The following is a 16094-nucleotide window of genomic DNA, read 5'->3' as shown; positions in this document are numbered from 1 at the left end:
ATCGCGATGGATGAGGGCCTGCGCTTCGCCATCCGCGAAGGTGGCCGCACCGTCGGCGCCGGCGTCGTCGCCTCCATCGCGAAGTAAAGTTTTCCGGCGGCTGCCCCTGGACAAGGGGCGGCTTCCGGGATTTCTGTGCGGCCTCGGCCGGACGGAATAGGGGCGTAGCTCAATTGGCTAGAGCGCCGGTCTCCAAAACCGGAGGTTGGGGGTTCGAGACCCTCCGCCCCTGCCACTTCTGAACGGTCTGGCGCGGCGGCACGTTGCAAGACGGCCGCCGACATGCTTTCAGGGCCAGCCCGGGATTTTTCCCGGACGGCGCAGTCAGGAACACGCAGTTTGGCCAAGCTCAATCCCGCCCAGTTCTCCCGGGAGGTGCGTCAGGAGGTCGCCAAGGTCACTTGGCCCTCGCGGCGCGAGACGCTGATCACGACCGGGCTCGTCCTGGCCTTGTCGGCGGCGGCGGCTGTGTTCTTCCTGGTGGTTGACCAGATTGTCCAGCTTGCCATGCGCTGGATCTTCGGGCTTTAGCAGAAGCGTCATCATTCCATCGACGGTCCGCGGCCCCCTGTGGGGCCGGTTCCAGGTGAGTCGAAGCGAGGTTCTGGCCAATGGCCGATAAGCGTTGGTATGTCGTGCACGTCTATTCGGGCTTCGAAAAGAAGATCGCCGAGCAGATTCGCGCGCAGGCCGCCCAGTCCGGCCTTGCCGACCGCATCGAGGACATCCTCGTCCCCACCGAGCAGGTGGTCGAGGTCCGGCGCGGCCAGAAGGTGGACACGGAGCGGAAGTTCTTCCCCGGCTATGTGCTGGTGAAGATGGAGATGACCGACGACACCTGGCATCTGGTGCGCGACACGCCCAAGGTCACCGGCTTCCTCGGCGCCCGCAACAAGCCCCAGCCCATCACCGAGGCCGAGGCGATGCGGATCGTGAACGCTGTCGCCGAGGGCGCGGAGAAGCCGCGCCGCCCGGCGGTGGTCTTCGAGGTGGGCGAACAGGTCCGCGTGGCGGACGGCCCCTTCACCAGCTTCAACGGCACGGTCGAAGAGGTGGACGAGGAGAAGGGTCGCCTGAAGGTCAGCGTCTCGATCTTCGGCCGCTCCACCCCCGTCGAGCTGGAATACGGGCAGGTCGAGAAGCTCTGAGGGCTTCCCGCCTTACTATCTTACTATCTTACCGATGCAGGGAGCGCGGCGGCGTGGACATGGTCCGGCCGCCGCTTCCGTTCGTATCGCATTGAACTCTCCCGAAAATCAAGATTTTCCCGGGGGCTCGCCGCTGGGTTGAGGCTCCTCTAGGCTGTCCGGACATGATTCGGGGATGAGGGCGTCTTGCCGGAGGAAGAGGGGTCTCGCAGACGGATGGCGACCATGGCCGTCCTGGTCCCGGTGATCATCTCGACCATCGATATCTCCCTCACCAGCACGGCGCTGCCGACGATCGCGCGGGACATCGGCACCAGCAGCGCCACCTCGATCTGGGTCGTGAATGCCTACTACCTGGTGGTCGTCGCCTCGCTGCTGCCCTTCGCGGCGATGGGCGAGATCTTCGGCCACCGGCGCGTCTTCCTGGCCGGGCAGGTGCTGTTCATGGCTGGGGCGCTCGCCTCGGGCCTTGCCTGGTCGCTGCCCTCGCTGGTGGCGTCGCGGGCGCTGCTGGGGCTGGGGGCGGCGGCCATCTCGGCCGTGACGCCCGCCCTGATCCGCTACATCTACCCGCCGCACCAGCTGGGACGGGGGCTCGGTCTCTACGTCCTGGTCGTCGGCGTCTCCTTCACGACCGGGCCGACGATGGTCTCCCTGGTGCTCTCGGTCGCGAGCTGGCCCTGGCTCTATCTCTGCAATCTGCCGGTGGGCCTCGTGGCGCTGGCCCTGTCCTTGCGGAGCCTGCCGGCGACGGAGCGCAGCATGCGCCGCTTCGACGCCGCCTCGGCCGCCCTTTGCGCCGCCTTCTTCGCGCTGATCCTCTTCGGCCTGGCCGCCATCGCGCACCGGCTGGGCGCGCCGGCCGTCCTCGCGGCGTGGCTGGCGGCGGCCGCCTGCGGCTTCGCCCTGCTGCGGCGGGAGGCCGGCCGGCCGGCGCCTATCCTGGCCATGGACCTGTTCCGGATTCCGCTCTTCGCCCTCTCTTCCGCGACCTCGATCTGCGCCTTCACCGTGCAGGGGCTCTCCTTCGTCGTGCTGCCTTTCCTGCTGCACAACGGCTTCGGCTACAGCCAGGCGGAGACCGGGCTGCTCATCACCCCCTGGCCCGCGACGCTCGCGGTCATGACGCTGGTCGCCGCCCCGATGGGGGACCGCTATCCGCCCGGCATCCTGGGCGGCTGCGGGCTGCTGGTGCTCATGGCCGGGCTGGCGAGCGTGGCCCTGCTCCCGCCCGGGGCGGGCGCCGTCGACATCATGTGGCGGCTCGCGCTCTGCGGCGTGGGCTTCGGCTTCTTCCAGACGCCCAACATGCGGGCGATCATGGCCAGCGCCCCGCGCGAGCGCAGCGGCGGGGCAAGCGGCATCGTCGCGACCTCTCGCCTGCTGGGGCAGGCCATCGGGGCGGCCATCGTGGCGCTATGCCTGTCCCTCGCGCCGGAAGGGGGGGCGATGATGGCGGTCTGGGTCGGCTGCGGGGCAGCGGCCTTGGGCAGCCTCGTCAGTTTCCTGCGGCTGCTGCCGGGCGTGCGCGCGGGGCTCTAGAGCCGCTCCATCCTATATATATGCCGGAGCCCACGATGATGGCGGCGCCAATCCAGGTCGCGCTGTCCGGAAATTCCGAAAACAGCACCCAGCCCACGAATACCGAGCCCAGGAGCTGGAAGTACTGGAAGGGCGAGAGGATGTTGGCCGGCGCATAGCCGAAGGCATGGGCCACGCAGTAGTGGCCGAGTGCCCCCAGCATCCCGACCGCGATGAAGAGCCCCACATCCAGCAGGCTTGCCGGCATCTGCCAGACGAAGGGCAGGACCAGCAGCATGCCGAATCCGCCCACGCAAGCCGAGTAGAGGGCCGAGGTCTCCGGCGAGTCGATGCCCGCGATCCGCCGCGTCAGGATCTGGTAGATGCCATAGGCCGTGGCGCTGATCAGCACGAAGACCGAGGCCCAGTGGAACAGCGCGGTGCCGGGCCGGATGACGATCAGCACGCCCAGGAACCCGGCCAGCAGCGCGATGACCCGACCCCGCGTGGTTTTCTCGCCCAGCATGGGGCCGGCCAGCAGGGCCACGATCAGCGGCGCCGCCAGGCTGATGGCCGCCGCCTTTCCCAGGGGAATCAGGCTGATGGCGAAGAAATAGCAGAGGTTGGAGGTGAAAAGCATGGCCGAGCGGAAGACCTGCAGCCCCGGCCGGCGGGTCCGCAGCACCGCCAGCCCGAAGCGGGGCAGGAAGAGCGCCGACAGAAAGACGATGTGCCCGAAAGCGCGCGCCCAGCTGATCTGCAGCGAGTTGTAGTCCTGCCCCAGCAGCTTGCCGAAGCCCCCCATGATGGGGAACAAGGTCCCCGCGGCCAGCATGAAGAGAATGCCGATCATCAGCCGGCTGGGCGCGGGGGAGCTCACCGCCGCACCATGAGCCGGCCGCCGGATTCCGTCCAGATATGTACGGACATCATGGCTGGGAGATTTTTTCCGCGCCCAGCGCGGATCGGGGCTGGACTCCCGCCCCAGGAGGGCCTATGTGCCCGCCCTCCGGTGAGGGGCGTCGCCCTTCGGCCGCAGAGGAACGTGGGAGGCCGCCAGCAGCCTATCGCTGGAGGCCGTATGTACCACGGGTCTCTCCCCATTTGAGAGGACTTGGTCATGGCAAAGAAGATCGCCGGCTACATCAAGCTGCAGATCCCGGCCGGCAAGGCGAATCCCTCGCCGCCCGTCGGTCCCGCGCTCGGTCAGCGCGGCCTGAACATCATGCAGTTCGTGAAGGAATTCAACGCGGCGACGCAGCAGATGGAGCCCGGCACCCCGACGCCGGTCGTCATCACCGCGTACACCGACCGTTCCTTCTCCTTCATCACGAAGACCCCGCCCAACACGTACTTCCTGCTGAAGGCGGCGAAGATCGAGAAGGGCAGCACGACCCCGGGCAAGGGCGCGACCTCCGGCCGCGTGACGAAGTCCCAGCTGGCCGAGATCGCCAAGGTCAAGATGAAGGACATGAACTGCACGGACGTCGAGAGCGCCGTCCGCATGCTCGCAGGCTCCGCCCGTTCGATGGGCATGACCGTGGTGGAGGGCTGATCCGATGGCCAAGCTCACGAAGCGCATGAAGGCCCTCGCCGCCACCGTGACGGCGAACAAGGCCTATCCCCTGGCCGAGGCGATCACGCTGGCCAAGTCCAATGCCAAGGCCAAGTTCGACGAGACGATCGAGATCTCGATGAACCTCGGCATCGACCCGCGCCACGCCGACCAGATGGTCCGCGGCATGGTCGGCCTGCCGAACGGCACCGGCAAGACGGTCCGCGTGGGCGTCTTCGCCCGCGGCCCGAAGGCCGAGGAAGCCAAGGCGGCCGGCGCCGACGTGGTCGGTGCGGACGACCTCGCCGCGCTGGTGCAGGAAGGCAAGATCGACTTCGACCGCTGCATCGCGACGCCGGACATGATGGCGCTCGTCGGTCGCCTCGGTAAGGTGCTGGGCCCGCGCGGCCTGATGCCGAACCCGAAGCTCGGCACCGTGACGATGGACGTGAAGGGCGCCGTGACGGCGGCCAAGGGCGGCCAGGTCGAGTTCCGCGCCGAGAAGGCGGGCATCGTGCATGCCGGCATCGGCAAGGCCAGCTTCGGCGCCGAGCAGCTGCTCGAGAACGCCAAGGCCTTCGTCGAGGCGATCCAGAAGTCGCGCCCGGCCGGTGCCAAGGGCACCTATGTGAAGAAGGTTGCCGTGTCCTCGACCATGGGTCCGGGCGTCACGGTGGACGTTTCCAGCCTGACGGCTTGATGAGATACGCCCCGGCCCAGGCCGGGGTGGACAGGCACGGCCCCGCGAGGAGCCGCGCCGAACCTGTCGGAGATTGCAGGTGCCGCCGGGGCGACCCGGGGGCCTAAAGGGCCGAGGCCCGCCCGCATGAGACGGGGAACCGAGATCCCGCCCGCCCCCGGTGTATGCCCCGGGCGGGCATGGCTTGGCTTTCCGGCAACGACAGCGAATGGGGTGGAGGGGTGGTCCCTTCGCCCCCGTGTGTGAATCGGCCGGTGCCCTTCCAAAAGGTTCCGGCCAACGACGGAGACGTGACGTGGACCGTACGGAAAAGCGCGCCTTTGTCGACTCGATGGCTTCTGTCTTCGCGCAGACCTCTTTCGTGCTCGTCGCCCAGAACAAGGGTCTGACGGTCGCGGCGGTGGACGAGCTGCGCCGCAAGATGAAGGCCGCCGGGGCGACGTACAAGGTTGCGAAGAACCGGCTGGCCACCCGCGCCCTCGACGGCACCCGCTTCCAGGGCATCTCGCCGCTGCTGAAGGGTCCGACCGCCATCGCGTGGTCGACGGATCCCGTGGCCGTGGCGAAGACCGCCGTGGAATTCGCCAAGGGGAACGACAAGTTCGTGATCCTGGGCGGGGCGCTCGGCACCCAGAACCTGAACGTCGACGGCGTGAAGGCCCTGGCCGAGCTTCCCTCGCTCGAAACGCTGCGCGCGCAGCTCCTGGGTCTGATCCAGACCCCGGCGACGCGCATTGCCGGGGTGGTTCAGGCCCCGGCTGGGCAGCTGGCACGGGTGCTGAAGGCCTACGCGGACAAGGAAGCCGCGTAAGGGCGCTTTGGCCTTTCCATGAGTTAACGCCCCGCCGCAATGGTGCGGTGGGGTTGTCAAGCCACAGTCAAGCCATTAGATCGAAGGAACACGAACATGGCCGATCTCGCAAAGCTCGTTGACGAGCTGTCCGCTCTGACCGTCCTGGAGGCTGCCGAGCTCTCCAAGCTTCTCGAAGAGAAGTGGGGCGTCTCCGCTGCCGCTCCGGTGGCCGTTGCCGCCGCTGCCGGCCCCGCCGCCGCTGCCGCTCCGGCCGCTGAGGCGCAGACCGAGTTCACTGTCACGCTGACCAACGGCGGCGACAAGAAGATCAACGTGATCAAGGAGGTCCGTGCGATCACCGGTCTCGGCCTGAAGGAAGCGAAGGACCTCGTCGAGGGCGCTCCGAAGGTCGTGAAGGAGAACGTCTCGAAGGAAGAGGCGGACAAGATCAAGAAGGTCCTGGAAGAGAACGGCGCGAGCGTCGAGGTCAAGTAAGGACCGTCTGCCGGGCCGGCGTTTCCGCGCCGGCGCGGTGGAATTGTTTGAAGTCGGGGTGGGCGGCAACCGGTCTGGGTTGCCGCCCCTCTCGCCGTTTCGGGGGGCAAGTGCCCCGCGTGACGCAGGTTTCGTAGGTTTTTCGCCGGCGGCGGGATCTTCCCGCGCGTCAGATAAGGAAGCGGGACACGCATGAACGCCATCAGCAAGTCGTTCACGGCACGCAAGCGCATTCGCAAGAGCTTCGGGCGGCTGCCCGAGGTCGCGCCCATGCCCAACCTGATCGACGTGCAGCGCGCCTCCTACGCGACTTTCCTGCAGATGGAGACGCATCCCGACAGCCGGACGAACACCGGCCTGCAGGAAGTCTTCAAGTCGGTCTTCCCGATCAATGACTTCGCCGGCCGCGGTCGGTTGGAGTTCGTGGAGTACGAGCTCGAGGAGCCGAAGTACGACGTCGAGGAGTGCATCGCGCGCGGCCTGACCTTCGCGGCGCCTCTCAAGGTGAAGCTGCGCCTGATCGTCTGGGACCTCGACGAGGACACCGGCAGCCGCTCGGTCCGAGGCATCAAGGAGCAGGATGTCTACATGGGCGACATGCCGCTCATGACGGACAACGGCACCTTCATCATCAACGGCACCGAGCGCGTCATCGTCTCCCAGATGCACCGCAGCCCGGGCGTCTTCTTTGACCACGACAAGGGCAAGACGCACAGCAGCGGCAAGTACCTCTTCGCCGCGCGCGTCATCCCCTATCGCGGTTCCTGGCTCGACTTCGAGTTCGACGCCAAGGACATCTGCTACGTCCGCGTGGATCGCAAGCGGAAGCTGCCGGCCTCCACCCTGCTGCTGGCGCTCGACAGCGCGGCGACCGAGGCCAAGCGCGCCGAGCGCGCGGCCCAGGGCCTGGAGATGGAGCCCGCCGAGATCCGCGGCATGGATGCCGAGGAGATCCTCGCGGCCTTCTACGGCCAGGTCGAGTTCAAGCGCGGCCCCAAGGGCTGGTCGCGCGCTTTCGATCCCGACAGCTTCCGCGGCATCAAGCTGCTGGAGCCGCTGGTTGACGCCAAGACCGGCCAGGTCGTGGCCGACAAGGACGTCAAGATGACGCCCCGCGCCGCCCGCAAGATCGTCGAGGCCGGCACGACCGAAGTTCTGGTCGGCCGCACCGACCTGCTGGGCCGCTTCGTCGCCGTCGACCTCGTGAACATGGAGACGGGCGAGATCTGGGCCGAGGCCGGCGAAGAGCTGACCGAAGCCAAGCTCGCGACCATCGAGGACGCCGGCGTGGACGTGCTGCCCACGCTCGCCATCGACCAGTCGGTCGGCGCCTGGATGCGCAACACGCTCGCGGTGGACAAGAACACCAATCGCGAAGAAGCCCTGATGGACATCTACCGGGTCATGCGCCCGGGCGAGCCGCCGACGCCGGAGACGGCCGAGGCGCTGTTCAAAGGCCTCTTCTTCGACGGCGACCGCTACGACCTCTCGGCCGTGGGCCGCGTGAAGATGAACATGCGCCTGGGCTTCTCGCTCGAGGAGGCGCCGGATCATCTGCGCACGCTGCGCAAGCAGGACATCGTCTCCACGCTGCGCGTGCTGATGGACCTGAAGGACGGCCGCGGCTCGATCGACGACATCGACAACCTCGGCAACCGCCGCGTGCGTTCGGTCGGCGAGCTGATGGAGAACCAGTACCGCGTCGGCCTGCTGCGCATGGACCGCGCGATCAAGGAGCGCATGGGCGCGGTCGATATCGACACCGTCATGCCGCATGACCTGATCAACGCGAAGCCGGCGGCGGCCGCGGTGCGCGAGTTCTTCGGCTCCTCGCAGCTCTCGCAGTTCATGGACCAGACCAACCCGCTGTCGGAAGTGACGCATAAGCGCCGCCTCTCGGCGCTTGGCCCGGGCGGTCTGACGCGTGAGCGCGCCGGCTTCGAGGTGCGCGACGTGCACCCGACGCATTACGGCCGCATCTGCCCGATCGAGACGCCGGAAGGTCCGAACATCGGCCTGATCAACTCGCTGGCGACCTTCGCCCGCGTGAACAAGTACGGCTTCATCGAGACGCCCTATCGCCTCGTGAAGGACGGCAAGATCGTGGGCGACCCGCGCTACCTCTCCGCCATGGAGGAGGAGAAGCTGGTCGTCGCGCAGGCCGACGCCGAGGTCGATGCCGCGACCGGCGAGTTCAAGACGGACCTCGTCTCGGTCCGCCAGGGCGGCGACTTCCGCCTGGTGAAGCCGGAGGAGGTGACGGCGATCGACGTGTCGCCGAAGCAGCTGGTCTCGGTCGCCGCGGCGCTCATCCCGTTCCTCGAGAACGACGACGCCAACCGCGCGCTCATGGGCTCGAACATGCAGCGCCAGGCGGTGCCGCTGATCCGCGCCGATGCGCCGCTCGTCGGCACCGGCATGGAAGCCGCGGTGGCGCGTGACTCGGGCGCCGCGATCTCCGCGCGCCGCGAGGGCATCGTCGACCAGATCGACGGCGCGCGCATCGTGGTGCGCGCGACGGGCGAGGACGGCCAGACGACGGGCGTCGACATCTACCGCCTGCGCAAGTTCCAGCGCTCCAACCAGAGCACCTGCATCAACCAGCGCCCGCTGGTGAAGGTGGGTGACCGCGTGGCGGCCGGTGAGATCATCGCCGACGGCCCGTCCACGGAGCTGGGCGAGCTCGCGCTCGGCCGCAACGTGCTCTGCGCGTTCATGCCCTGGAACGGCTACAACTTCGAGGACTCCATCCTCATCTCCGAGCGCATCGCCCGCGATGACGTGTTCACCTCCATCCACATCGAAGAGTTCGAGGTGATGGCGCGCGACACGAAGCTCGGCCAGGAGGAGATCAGCCGCGACATCCCCAATGTCGGCGAGGAAGCGCTCCGCAACCTCGACGAGGCGGGCATCGTCTATGTCGGCGCCGAGGTTCACCCTGGCGACATCCTCGTCGGCAAGGTGACGCCGAAGGGCGAGAGCCCGATGACGCCGGAAGAGAAGCTCCTCCGCGCCATCTTCGGCGAGAAGGCCTCCGACGTGCGCGACACGTCGCTGCGCCTGCCGCCCGGCGTCTCGGGCACGATCGTGGACGTGCGCGTCTTCTCCCGCCGCGGCGTGGACAAGGACGAGCGCGCCATGGCGATCGAGCGCGCCGAGATCGAGCGCCTGGCCAAGGACCGCGACGACGAGCGTGCCATCCAGGAGCGCAGCTTCTACGGCCGTCTCCGGGAGCGCCTGCTGAACCGCAAGGCCAGCGGCGGCTTCAAGGGCATCAAGGCCGGCACGCCGATCAACGACGAGGTCCTGGAGCAGTTCGCCAAGGCGACCTGGCGCCAGATCGCCGTCAGCGACGACGCCGCCATGGTCGAGATCGAGGCCCTGAAGCGCGAGTTCGACGCGGCGGTCGAGAAGCTGCAGAAGCGCTTCGAGTCGAAGGTCGAGAAGCTGCAGCGCGGCGACGAGCTGCCGCCTGGCGTGATGAAGATGGTCAAGGTCTTCGTCGCGGTGAAGCGCAAGCTGCAGCCCGGCGACAAGATGGCCGGCCGCCACGGCAACAAGGGCGTGGTCTCCCGCGTCGTGCCGGTGGAGGACATGCCGTTCCTCGAGGACGGCACCTCGGTCGATCTCGTGCTGAACCCGCTGGGCGTGCCTTCGCGCATGAACATCGGCCAGATCCTCGAGACGCACCTGGGCTGGGCCTGCGCCAATATCGGCCGCGAGGTGGGCGCGCTGGTGGAAGACTTCCGCCGCTCCTCCGCCGTGCGCGACGAACTGCTGGAGAAGCTGAAGGACGTCTACGGCGAGGAGGTCTTCGAGCGCGACATCGCGCCGATGAGCGAGGACCAGCTGATCGAGCTGTCGGACAACCTCAAGAAGGGCATTCCCATCGCGACGCCGGTCTTCGACGGCGCGCGCATCTCGGACATCGAGAACATGCTGAGCAAGGCGGGGCTCGACACCTCCGGCCAGATGCAGCTGATCGATGGCCGCACGGGCGAGCCCTTCGAGCGCAAGACCACGGTCGGCTACATCTACATGCTGAAGCTGCACCACCTGGTCGACGACAAGATCCACGCGCGTTCGATCGGCCCGTACTCGCTCGTCACGCAGCAGCCGCTGGGTGGCAAGGCGCAGTTCGGTGGCCAGCGCTTCGGCGAAATGGAGGTCTGGGCGCTCGAGGCCTATGGCGCCGCCTACACGCTGCAGGAGATGCTGACGGTGAAGTCGGACGACGTGTCCGGCCGCACCAAGGTCTACGAGGCGATCGTCCGCGACCAGGACAGCTTCGAGGCCGGCATTCCGGAAAGCTTCAACGTTCTGGTGAAGGAGCTGAAGTCGCTCGGCCTGAACGTGGACCTGGAGAACCGCGGGTCCTGAGTATGACGGGCGGGGCGCGCATCGCACCCCGCCGACCCCCATGCATGGCCCGGCGTACGCGCCGGGCGGAGAGCGAGGCGGCATGAACGAGCTGATGAAGATCCTGGGCCAGACCGGCCAGGCGATGACTTTCGACCAGATCAAGATCTCCATGGCGTCGCCGGAGCAGATCCGCTCCTGGTCCTATGGCGAGATCAAGAAGCCCGAGACGATCAACTACCGCACCTTCAAGCCGGAGCGGGACGGGCTGTTCTGCGCGCGCATCTTCGGGCCGATCAAGGACTACGAGTGCCTGTGCGGCAAGTACAAGCGCATGAAGTTCCGCGGCATCGTCTGCGAGAAGTGCGGCGTCGAGGTGACGCTGGCCAAGGTCCGGCGCGAGCGCATGGGCCATATCGAGCTGGCCGCCCCCGTCGCGCACATCTGGTTCCTGAAGTCCCTCCCGAGCCGCGTCGGCCTGATGGTCGATATGTCGCTGAAGGAGCTGGAGAAGGTCCTGTACTTCGAATCCTACGTGGTTCTGGAGCCGGGCCTGACGGACCTCAAGCTGCACCAGCTGCTGAACGAGGACCAGTTCGTCGCGAAGCAGGACGAGTTCGGCGAGGACGCCTTCCGCGTCGGCATCGGTGCCGAGGCCGTGAAGGAGATCCTGCACGGCATGGACATGGGCAAGGACGGCGTCCGCCTGCGTGCCGAGCTGAAGGAGACCACCTCCGAGGCCAAGCGCAAGAAGCTCGTGAAGCGCCTCAAGCTGATCGAGGCCTTCGCCGAGTCGGGCGCGCGCCCGGAGTGGATGATCCTCGACGTCGTGCCGGTCATCCCGCCCGAGCTGCGCCCGCTGGTGCCGCTGGACGGCGGCCGCTTCGCGACCTCGGACCTCAACGACCTGTACCGCCGCGTCATCAACCGCAACAACCGCCTGAAGCGGCTGATCGAGCTGCGGGCGCCGGACATCATCGTGCGCAACGAGAAGCGCATGCTGCAGGAGTCGGTGGACGCGCTGTTCGACAACGGCCGCCGCGGCCGCGCGATCACGGGCGCCAACAAGCGCCCGCTGAAGTCGCTGTCCGACATGCTGAAGGGCAAGCAGGGCCGGTTCCGCCAGAACCTGCTCGGCAAGCGCGTCGACTATTCGGGCCGCTCGGTCATCGTGGTGGGCCCGGAGCTCAAGCTGCACCAGTGCGGCCTGCCGAAGAAGATGGCGCTCGAGCTCTTCAAGCCCTTCATCTACTCGAAGCTCGAGAAGTACGGCCACGCCTCGACCATCAAGCAGGCGAAGCGGATGGTGGAGAAGGAGCGTCCCGAGGTGTGGGACATCCTCGAGGAGGTGATCCGCGAGCACCCGGTCATGCTGAACCGGGCGCCGACGCTGCACCGCCTGGGCATTCAGGCCTTCGAGCCGGTCCTCGTCGAGGGCAAGGCGATCCAGCTGCACCCGCTCGTCTGCACCGCCTTCAACGCGGACTTCGACGGTGACCAGATGGCCGTGCACGTCCCGCTGTCGCTCGAAGCGCAGCTGGAAGCGCGCGTGCTGATGATGTCGACCAACAACATCCTCAGCCCCGCGAACGGCAAGCCGATCATCGTGCCGTCGCAGGATATCGTCCTCGGCCTCTACTACCTCAGCCTCGACACGCCGGAGTTCCGGGCGACCGAGGACAAGGACGCGCCGCGCATCGCCGATATCGGCGAGATCGAGCACGCCCTGACCGTCGGCGCGCTGAGCATCCACAGCAAGATCGTGACGCGCCGCGCCTCGGTCGACGCGGAGGGCAAGCCCTTCGTCGAGCGCGTGGTGACGACGCCGGGCCGCATGCTGATGGGCGCGCTGCTGCCCAAGCACCCGGCGCTGCCCTTCTCGCTGATCAACCGGCTGCTCACCAAGAAGTCCATCTCGGACGTGATCGACGCCGTGTACCGCCATTGCGGCCAGAAGGAATCGGTGATCTTCGCCGACCGCCTGATGGGCCTCGGCTTCCGTCACGCGGCGAAGGCGGGCATCTCCTTCGGCAAGAACGACATGATGATCCCGCCCGAGAAGTCGGGCCTCATCGCGACGACGAAGGCCGAGGTGAAGGAGTTCGAGCAGCAGTACCTCGACGGCCTCATCACCTCGGGCGAGCGCTACAACAAGGTGGTCGACGCCTGGTCGCGCTGCACGGACGCCGTGGCCTCGGCCATGATGAAGGAGATTCAGAAGCAGGAGATCGGCAAGCCGACCAACTCCGTGTGGATGATGTCCCACTCCGGTGCGCGTGGGTCGCCGGCGCAGATGCGCCAGCTGGCCGGCATGCGCGGCCTGATGGCCAAGCCCTCGGGCGAGATCATCGAGCAGCCGATCATCTCGAACTTCAAGGAAGGCCTCACCGTCCTCGAGTACTTCAACTCGACGCACGGTGCCCGTAAGGGTCTGGCCGACACCGCGCTGAAGACCGCGAATTCGGGCTACCTGACGCGCCGCCTGGTCGACGTGGCTCAGGACTGCATCATCATGGAAGATGATTGCGGCACCGAGCGCGGCCTGAACGTGCGCGCCATCATGGATGGCGGCGACGTTGTCTCCTCGCTCTCCGAGCGGATCCTGGGCCGCACGGCGCAGGAGGACGTCCTCGACCCGGCGACGGGCGAGGTGCTGGTCCCGCGCAACGAGCTGATCGAGGAGGCCGACGCCGAGCGCATCGAGAAGGCGGGGGTCGAGGGTCTGAAGATCCGCTCGGTGCTGACCTGCGACTCGCTCGTGGGCGTCTGCGGCCGCTGCTATGGCCGTGACCTCGCGCGCGGCACGCCCGTCAACATGGGCGAGGCCGTGGGCGTCATCGCCGCGCAGTCCATCGGTGAGCCGGGCACGCAGCTGACGATGCGTACCTTCCACATCGGTGGCGCGGCGCAGCGTGGCGCCGAGCAGTCGGCGGTGGAGGCGACGGTCGACTCGACCGCCAAGCTCCACAACCTCTCGCTGGTGACGAACAGCGCCGGCGCGCCGATCGTTATGAGCCGTAACTGCGAGGTGGCGCTGGTAGACGCCAATGGCCGCGAGCGCGCGCGCTTCCGCGTGCCCTACGGCGCGAAGATGCTGATCACCGACGGGACCCAAGTCACGCGCGGCCAGAAGCTGGCCGAGTGGGATCCGTTCACGCTGCCGATCATCACCGAGCGCGAGGGTAAGGTGGAGTACGCGGACCTCATCGAGGGCATCACCCTCGTCGAGCGTACCGACGACGTCACCGGCCTGACCTCCAAGGTGGTGGTGGACTACAAGGCCTCGGCCAAGTCCGCCGATCTGCGGCCGCGAATCGTCATGAAGGACGCCCGCGGCGAGATCATGAAGCTGCCGAACGGGGCCGAGGCCCGCTACTTCCTCAGCCCCGACACGGTGCTGAGCGTGGACAACGGCGCGACCGTGGAGGCGGGCGACGTGGTGGCCCGCATGCCGCGCGAATCGTCGAAGACGCGCGACATCACCGGCGGTCTGCCCCGGGTCGCCGAGCTGTTCGAGGCCCGACGTCCGAAGGATGCCGCGATCATCAGCGACATCGACGGCCGGGTCGAGTTCGGCAAGGACTACAAGGCGAAGCGCCGCGTGATCGTGAAGAGCGAGCCCGTGGGCGACGAGCCGGCGATCGAGCGCGAGTACCTGGTGCCGAAGGGCAAGCACGTCTCGGTGCAGGAGGGCGACTACGTGAAGGCCGGCGATCCGCTGGTCGACGGGCCCCGCGTGCCGCACGACATCCTGCGGGTCCTGGGCGTCGAGGCGCTGGCGAACTACCTCGTCAACGAGATCCAGGACGTCTACCGACTCCAGGGCGTGAAGATCAACGACAAGCACATCGAGGTGATCGTTCGCCAGATGCTGCAGAAGGTCGAGATCCTCGAGCCCGGTGACACGACGTTCCTGATCGGCGAGCAGGTGGACCGCTTCGAGTTCGATGCCGAGAACGACAAGCGCCTGAAGCTCGGCGAGCGCCCCGCGCGGGCCGAGCCGGTGCTGCAGGGCATCACCAAGGCGTCGCTGCAGACGCAGAGCTTCATCTCCGCGGCCTCCTTCCAGGAGACGACTCGCGTGCTCACCGAGGCGGCGACCGCCGGCAAGGTGGATACGCTGGGCGGCCTGAAGGAGAACGTGATCGTGGGCCGCCTGATTCCGGCGGGCACGGGCTCTGTGATGAACCGTCTCCGGGCGCTGGCCGCGCGGCGGGACAGCGGGCGTCTGCCTGCTTCCCCGGCGCTGCCTGAGCCGGAAGCCGCCGAGTAATAGGCGGCATGCGAAAAGGGCGGGGGTTGTGCGTCTCCCCGCCCGCTCCCTCGCTTGACTCTATGCGGGGGGGTGAGTAAGACGCGCGTCTCGCCGGAGTTGCCAGGAATGGCGGCTTTGGTTTGTTGGTTCAAACGCCTTGCTTCGGAAGCCACCGGCCAGATTTTGGTCGGCCCAGGCCCGGAGTTGACGCGGTGGCCCGGTCGGAGCGCTCATGCGCCCGTCGGGCTCTGTGTCGTTTGGCGGACGGATCGAATGAACGGGTTTACGAAGGGGCGTCATGCCGACGATCAACCAGCTCATCGCGCAAGGGCGCGAGCCGCGTAGGAGCCAGAATAAGGTTCCGGCCCTGCAGGGCTGCCCGCAGAAGCGCGGCGTCTGCACGCGCGTCTACACGACCACGCCGAAGAAGCCGAACTCGGCTCTGCGTAAGGTCGCCAAGGTTCGCCTGACCAACGGTTTCGAGGTGGTGAGCTACATCCCGGGTGAGGGCCACAACCTGCAGGAGCACTCCGTGGTGCTCATCCGCGGCGGCCGCGTGAAGGACCTTCCGGGCGTGCGCTACCACATCCTGCGCGGCGTGCTCGATACGCAGGGCCTGCCGAAGCGCCGCAAGCGGCGTTCGCTCTACGGCGCGAAGCGGCCGAAGTGAGGATCTGAGAGATGTCCCGTCGTCACCGCGCGGAGAAGCGCGAAGTCCTGCCGGATCCGAAGTTCGGCGATGTCGTCCTCAGCCGTTTCATGAACGTGCTGATGTACGACGGCAAGAAGTCCGCGGCCGAGAGCATCGTCTACGCGGCGATGGACACGCTGAAGCGCAAGGGTGGCGCCAATGCCGACCCGCTTCGCCTGTTCCACGAGGCGCTGGACAATGTGAAGCCGGCCGTTGAGGTCCGCAGCCGCCGCGTCGGCGGTGCGACCTACCAGGTCCCCGTGGAAGTTCGCCCGGAGCGCCGTCAGGCGCTGGCGATCCGCTGGCTGATCGACGCCGCCCGCAAGCGCGGCGAGAGCACGATGGAAGAGCGGCTTTCGGCCGAGCTGATGGACGCGGTGAACAACCGCGGCACGGCCGTGAAGAAGCGCGAAGACACGCACCGGATGGCGGAGGCGAACAAGGCCTTCAGCCACTACCGCTGGTAACACCCATTTCGGATTGGATGCACGACGATGGCCAAGGCGAAGTTTGAGCGGAACAAGCCGCACTGCAACATTGGGACGATCGGCCATGTGGATCATGGCAAGACGTCTCT

Annotated in this window: 13 protein-coding genes and 1 tRNA gene; 13 read left to right on the top strand and 1 reads right to left on the bottom strand. The window is 67.3% G+C overall.

Going from position 1 to position 16094, the window contains the following annotated elements:
* The 5 genes from WJM96_RS22760 to WJM96_RS22740 form a co-directional block, all read left to right on the top strand.
* Positions 1-87, top strand: an 87-nt coding sequence (locus WJM96_RS22760; RefSeq protein ID WP_424814593.1) for a hypothetical protein, incomplete at its 5' end; no start/stop codon positions are given.
* A gap of 71 nt (positions 88-158) precedes the next feature.
* Positions 159-235, top strand: a tRNA-Trp gene (locus tag WJM96_RS22755).
* Between the two features lie 104 nt (positions 236-339).
* The gene (gene secE / locus WJM96_RS22750) at positions 340-531 is read left to right on the top strand and encodes a preprotein translocase subunit SecE (protein ID WP_424814858.1); all 192 of its coding nucleotides are present in this window, start codon (positions 340-342) and stop codon (positions 529-531) included.
* 80 nt (positions 532-611) lie between these two features.
* Entirely contained in the window at positions 612-1148 is a 537-nt protein-coding gene (gene nusG / locus WJM96_RS22745; protein ID WP_424814857.1) for a transcription termination/antitermination protein NusG, read from the top strand.
* Positions 1149-1373: 225 nt separating this feature from the next.
* Positions 1374-2690, top strand: coding sequence for an MFS transporter (locus WJM96_RS22740; protein WP_424814856.1), 1317 nt, complete (start codon positions 1374-1376; stop codon positions 2688-2690).
* Here the strand turns inward: WJM96_RS22740 and WJM96_RS22735 are convergent.
* Positions 2647-3549, bottom strand: a complete 903-nt coding sequence (locus tag WJM96_RS22735; protein ID WP_424814855.1) for a DMT family transporter — start codon at positions 3547-3549, stop codon at positions 2647-2649. The genes WJM96_RS22740 and WJM96_RS22735 overlap by 44 nt on opposite strands.
* Before the next feature lie 240 nt (positions 3550-3789).
* On the opposite strand from WJM96_RS22735, the gene rplK reads away from it, so the two are divergent.
* The 8 genes from rplK (at position 3790) to rpsG (ending at position 15984) form a co-directional block, all read left to right on the top strand.
* Positions 3790-4224, top strand: a complete 435-nt coding sequence (rplK, locus tag WJM96_RS22730) for a 50S ribosomal protein L11 (protein ID WP_424814854.1) — start codon at positions 3790-3792, stop codon at positions 4222-4224.
* A gap of 4 nt (positions 4225-4228) precedes the next feature.
* Positions 4229-4924, top strand: coding sequence for a 50S ribosomal protein L1 (gene rplA / locus WJM96_RS22725; protein WP_424814853.1), 696 nt, complete (start codon positions 4229-4231; stop codon positions 4922-4924).
* 295 nt (positions 4925-5219) lie between these two features.
* Positions 5220-5735 carry a 50S ribosomal protein L10 gene (rplJ, locus tag WJM96_RS22720; protein WP_424814852.1) on the top strand — a complete coding sequence of 172 codons (516 nt, stop codon included), beginning with the start codon at positions 5220-5222 and terminating at the stop codon, positions 5733-5735.
* 96 nt (positions 5736-5831) lie between these two features.
* The gene (gene rplL, locus WJM96_RS22715; protein WP_424814851.1) at positions 5832-6212 is read left to right on the top strand and encodes a 50S ribosomal protein L7/L12; all 381 of its coding nucleotides are present in this window, start codon (positions 5832-5834) and stop codon (positions 6210-6212) included.
* A gap of 192 nt (positions 6213-6404) precedes the next feature.
* Entirely contained in the window at positions 6405-10592 is a 4188-nt protein-coding gene (gene rpoB, locus WJM96_RS22710; protein ID WP_424814850.1) for a DNA-directed RNA polymerase subunit beta, read from the top strand.
* An 82-nt stretch (positions 10593-10674) separates the two neighbouring features.
* Complete coding sequence (gene rpoC, locus WJM96_RS22705) at positions 10675-14844, top strand: DNA-directed RNA polymerase subunit beta' (protein WP_424814849.1); 4170 nt, start codon at positions 10675-10677, stop codon at positions 14842-14844.
* A gap of 280 nt (positions 14845-15124) precedes the next feature.
* Complete coding sequence (gene rpsL / locus WJM96_RS22700; RefSeq protein WP_184385297.1) at positions 15125-15496, top strand: 30S ribosomal protein S12; 372 nt, start codon at positions 15125-15127, stop codon at positions 15494-15496.
* A gap of 11 nt (positions 15497-15507) precedes the next feature.
* Positions 15508-15984: a 30S ribosomal protein S7 gene (gene rpsG / locus WJM96_RS22695; RefSeq protein WP_424814848.1), complete on the top strand. Its 477-nt coding sequence runs from the start codon at positions 15508-15510 to the stop codon at positions 15982-15984.
* Positions 15985-16094 lie beyond the last annotated feature (110 nt).

The organism is Roseococcus sp. YIM B11640 (assembly GCF_049727625.1).
Classification (GTDB): domain Bacteria; phylum Pseudomonadota; class Alphaproteobacteria; order Acetobacterales; family Acetobacteraceae; genus Roseococcus.
The sequence above is the reverse complement of the archived record's forward strand: the minus strand, read 5'-3'. Positions and strand labels throughout refer to the sequence as shown.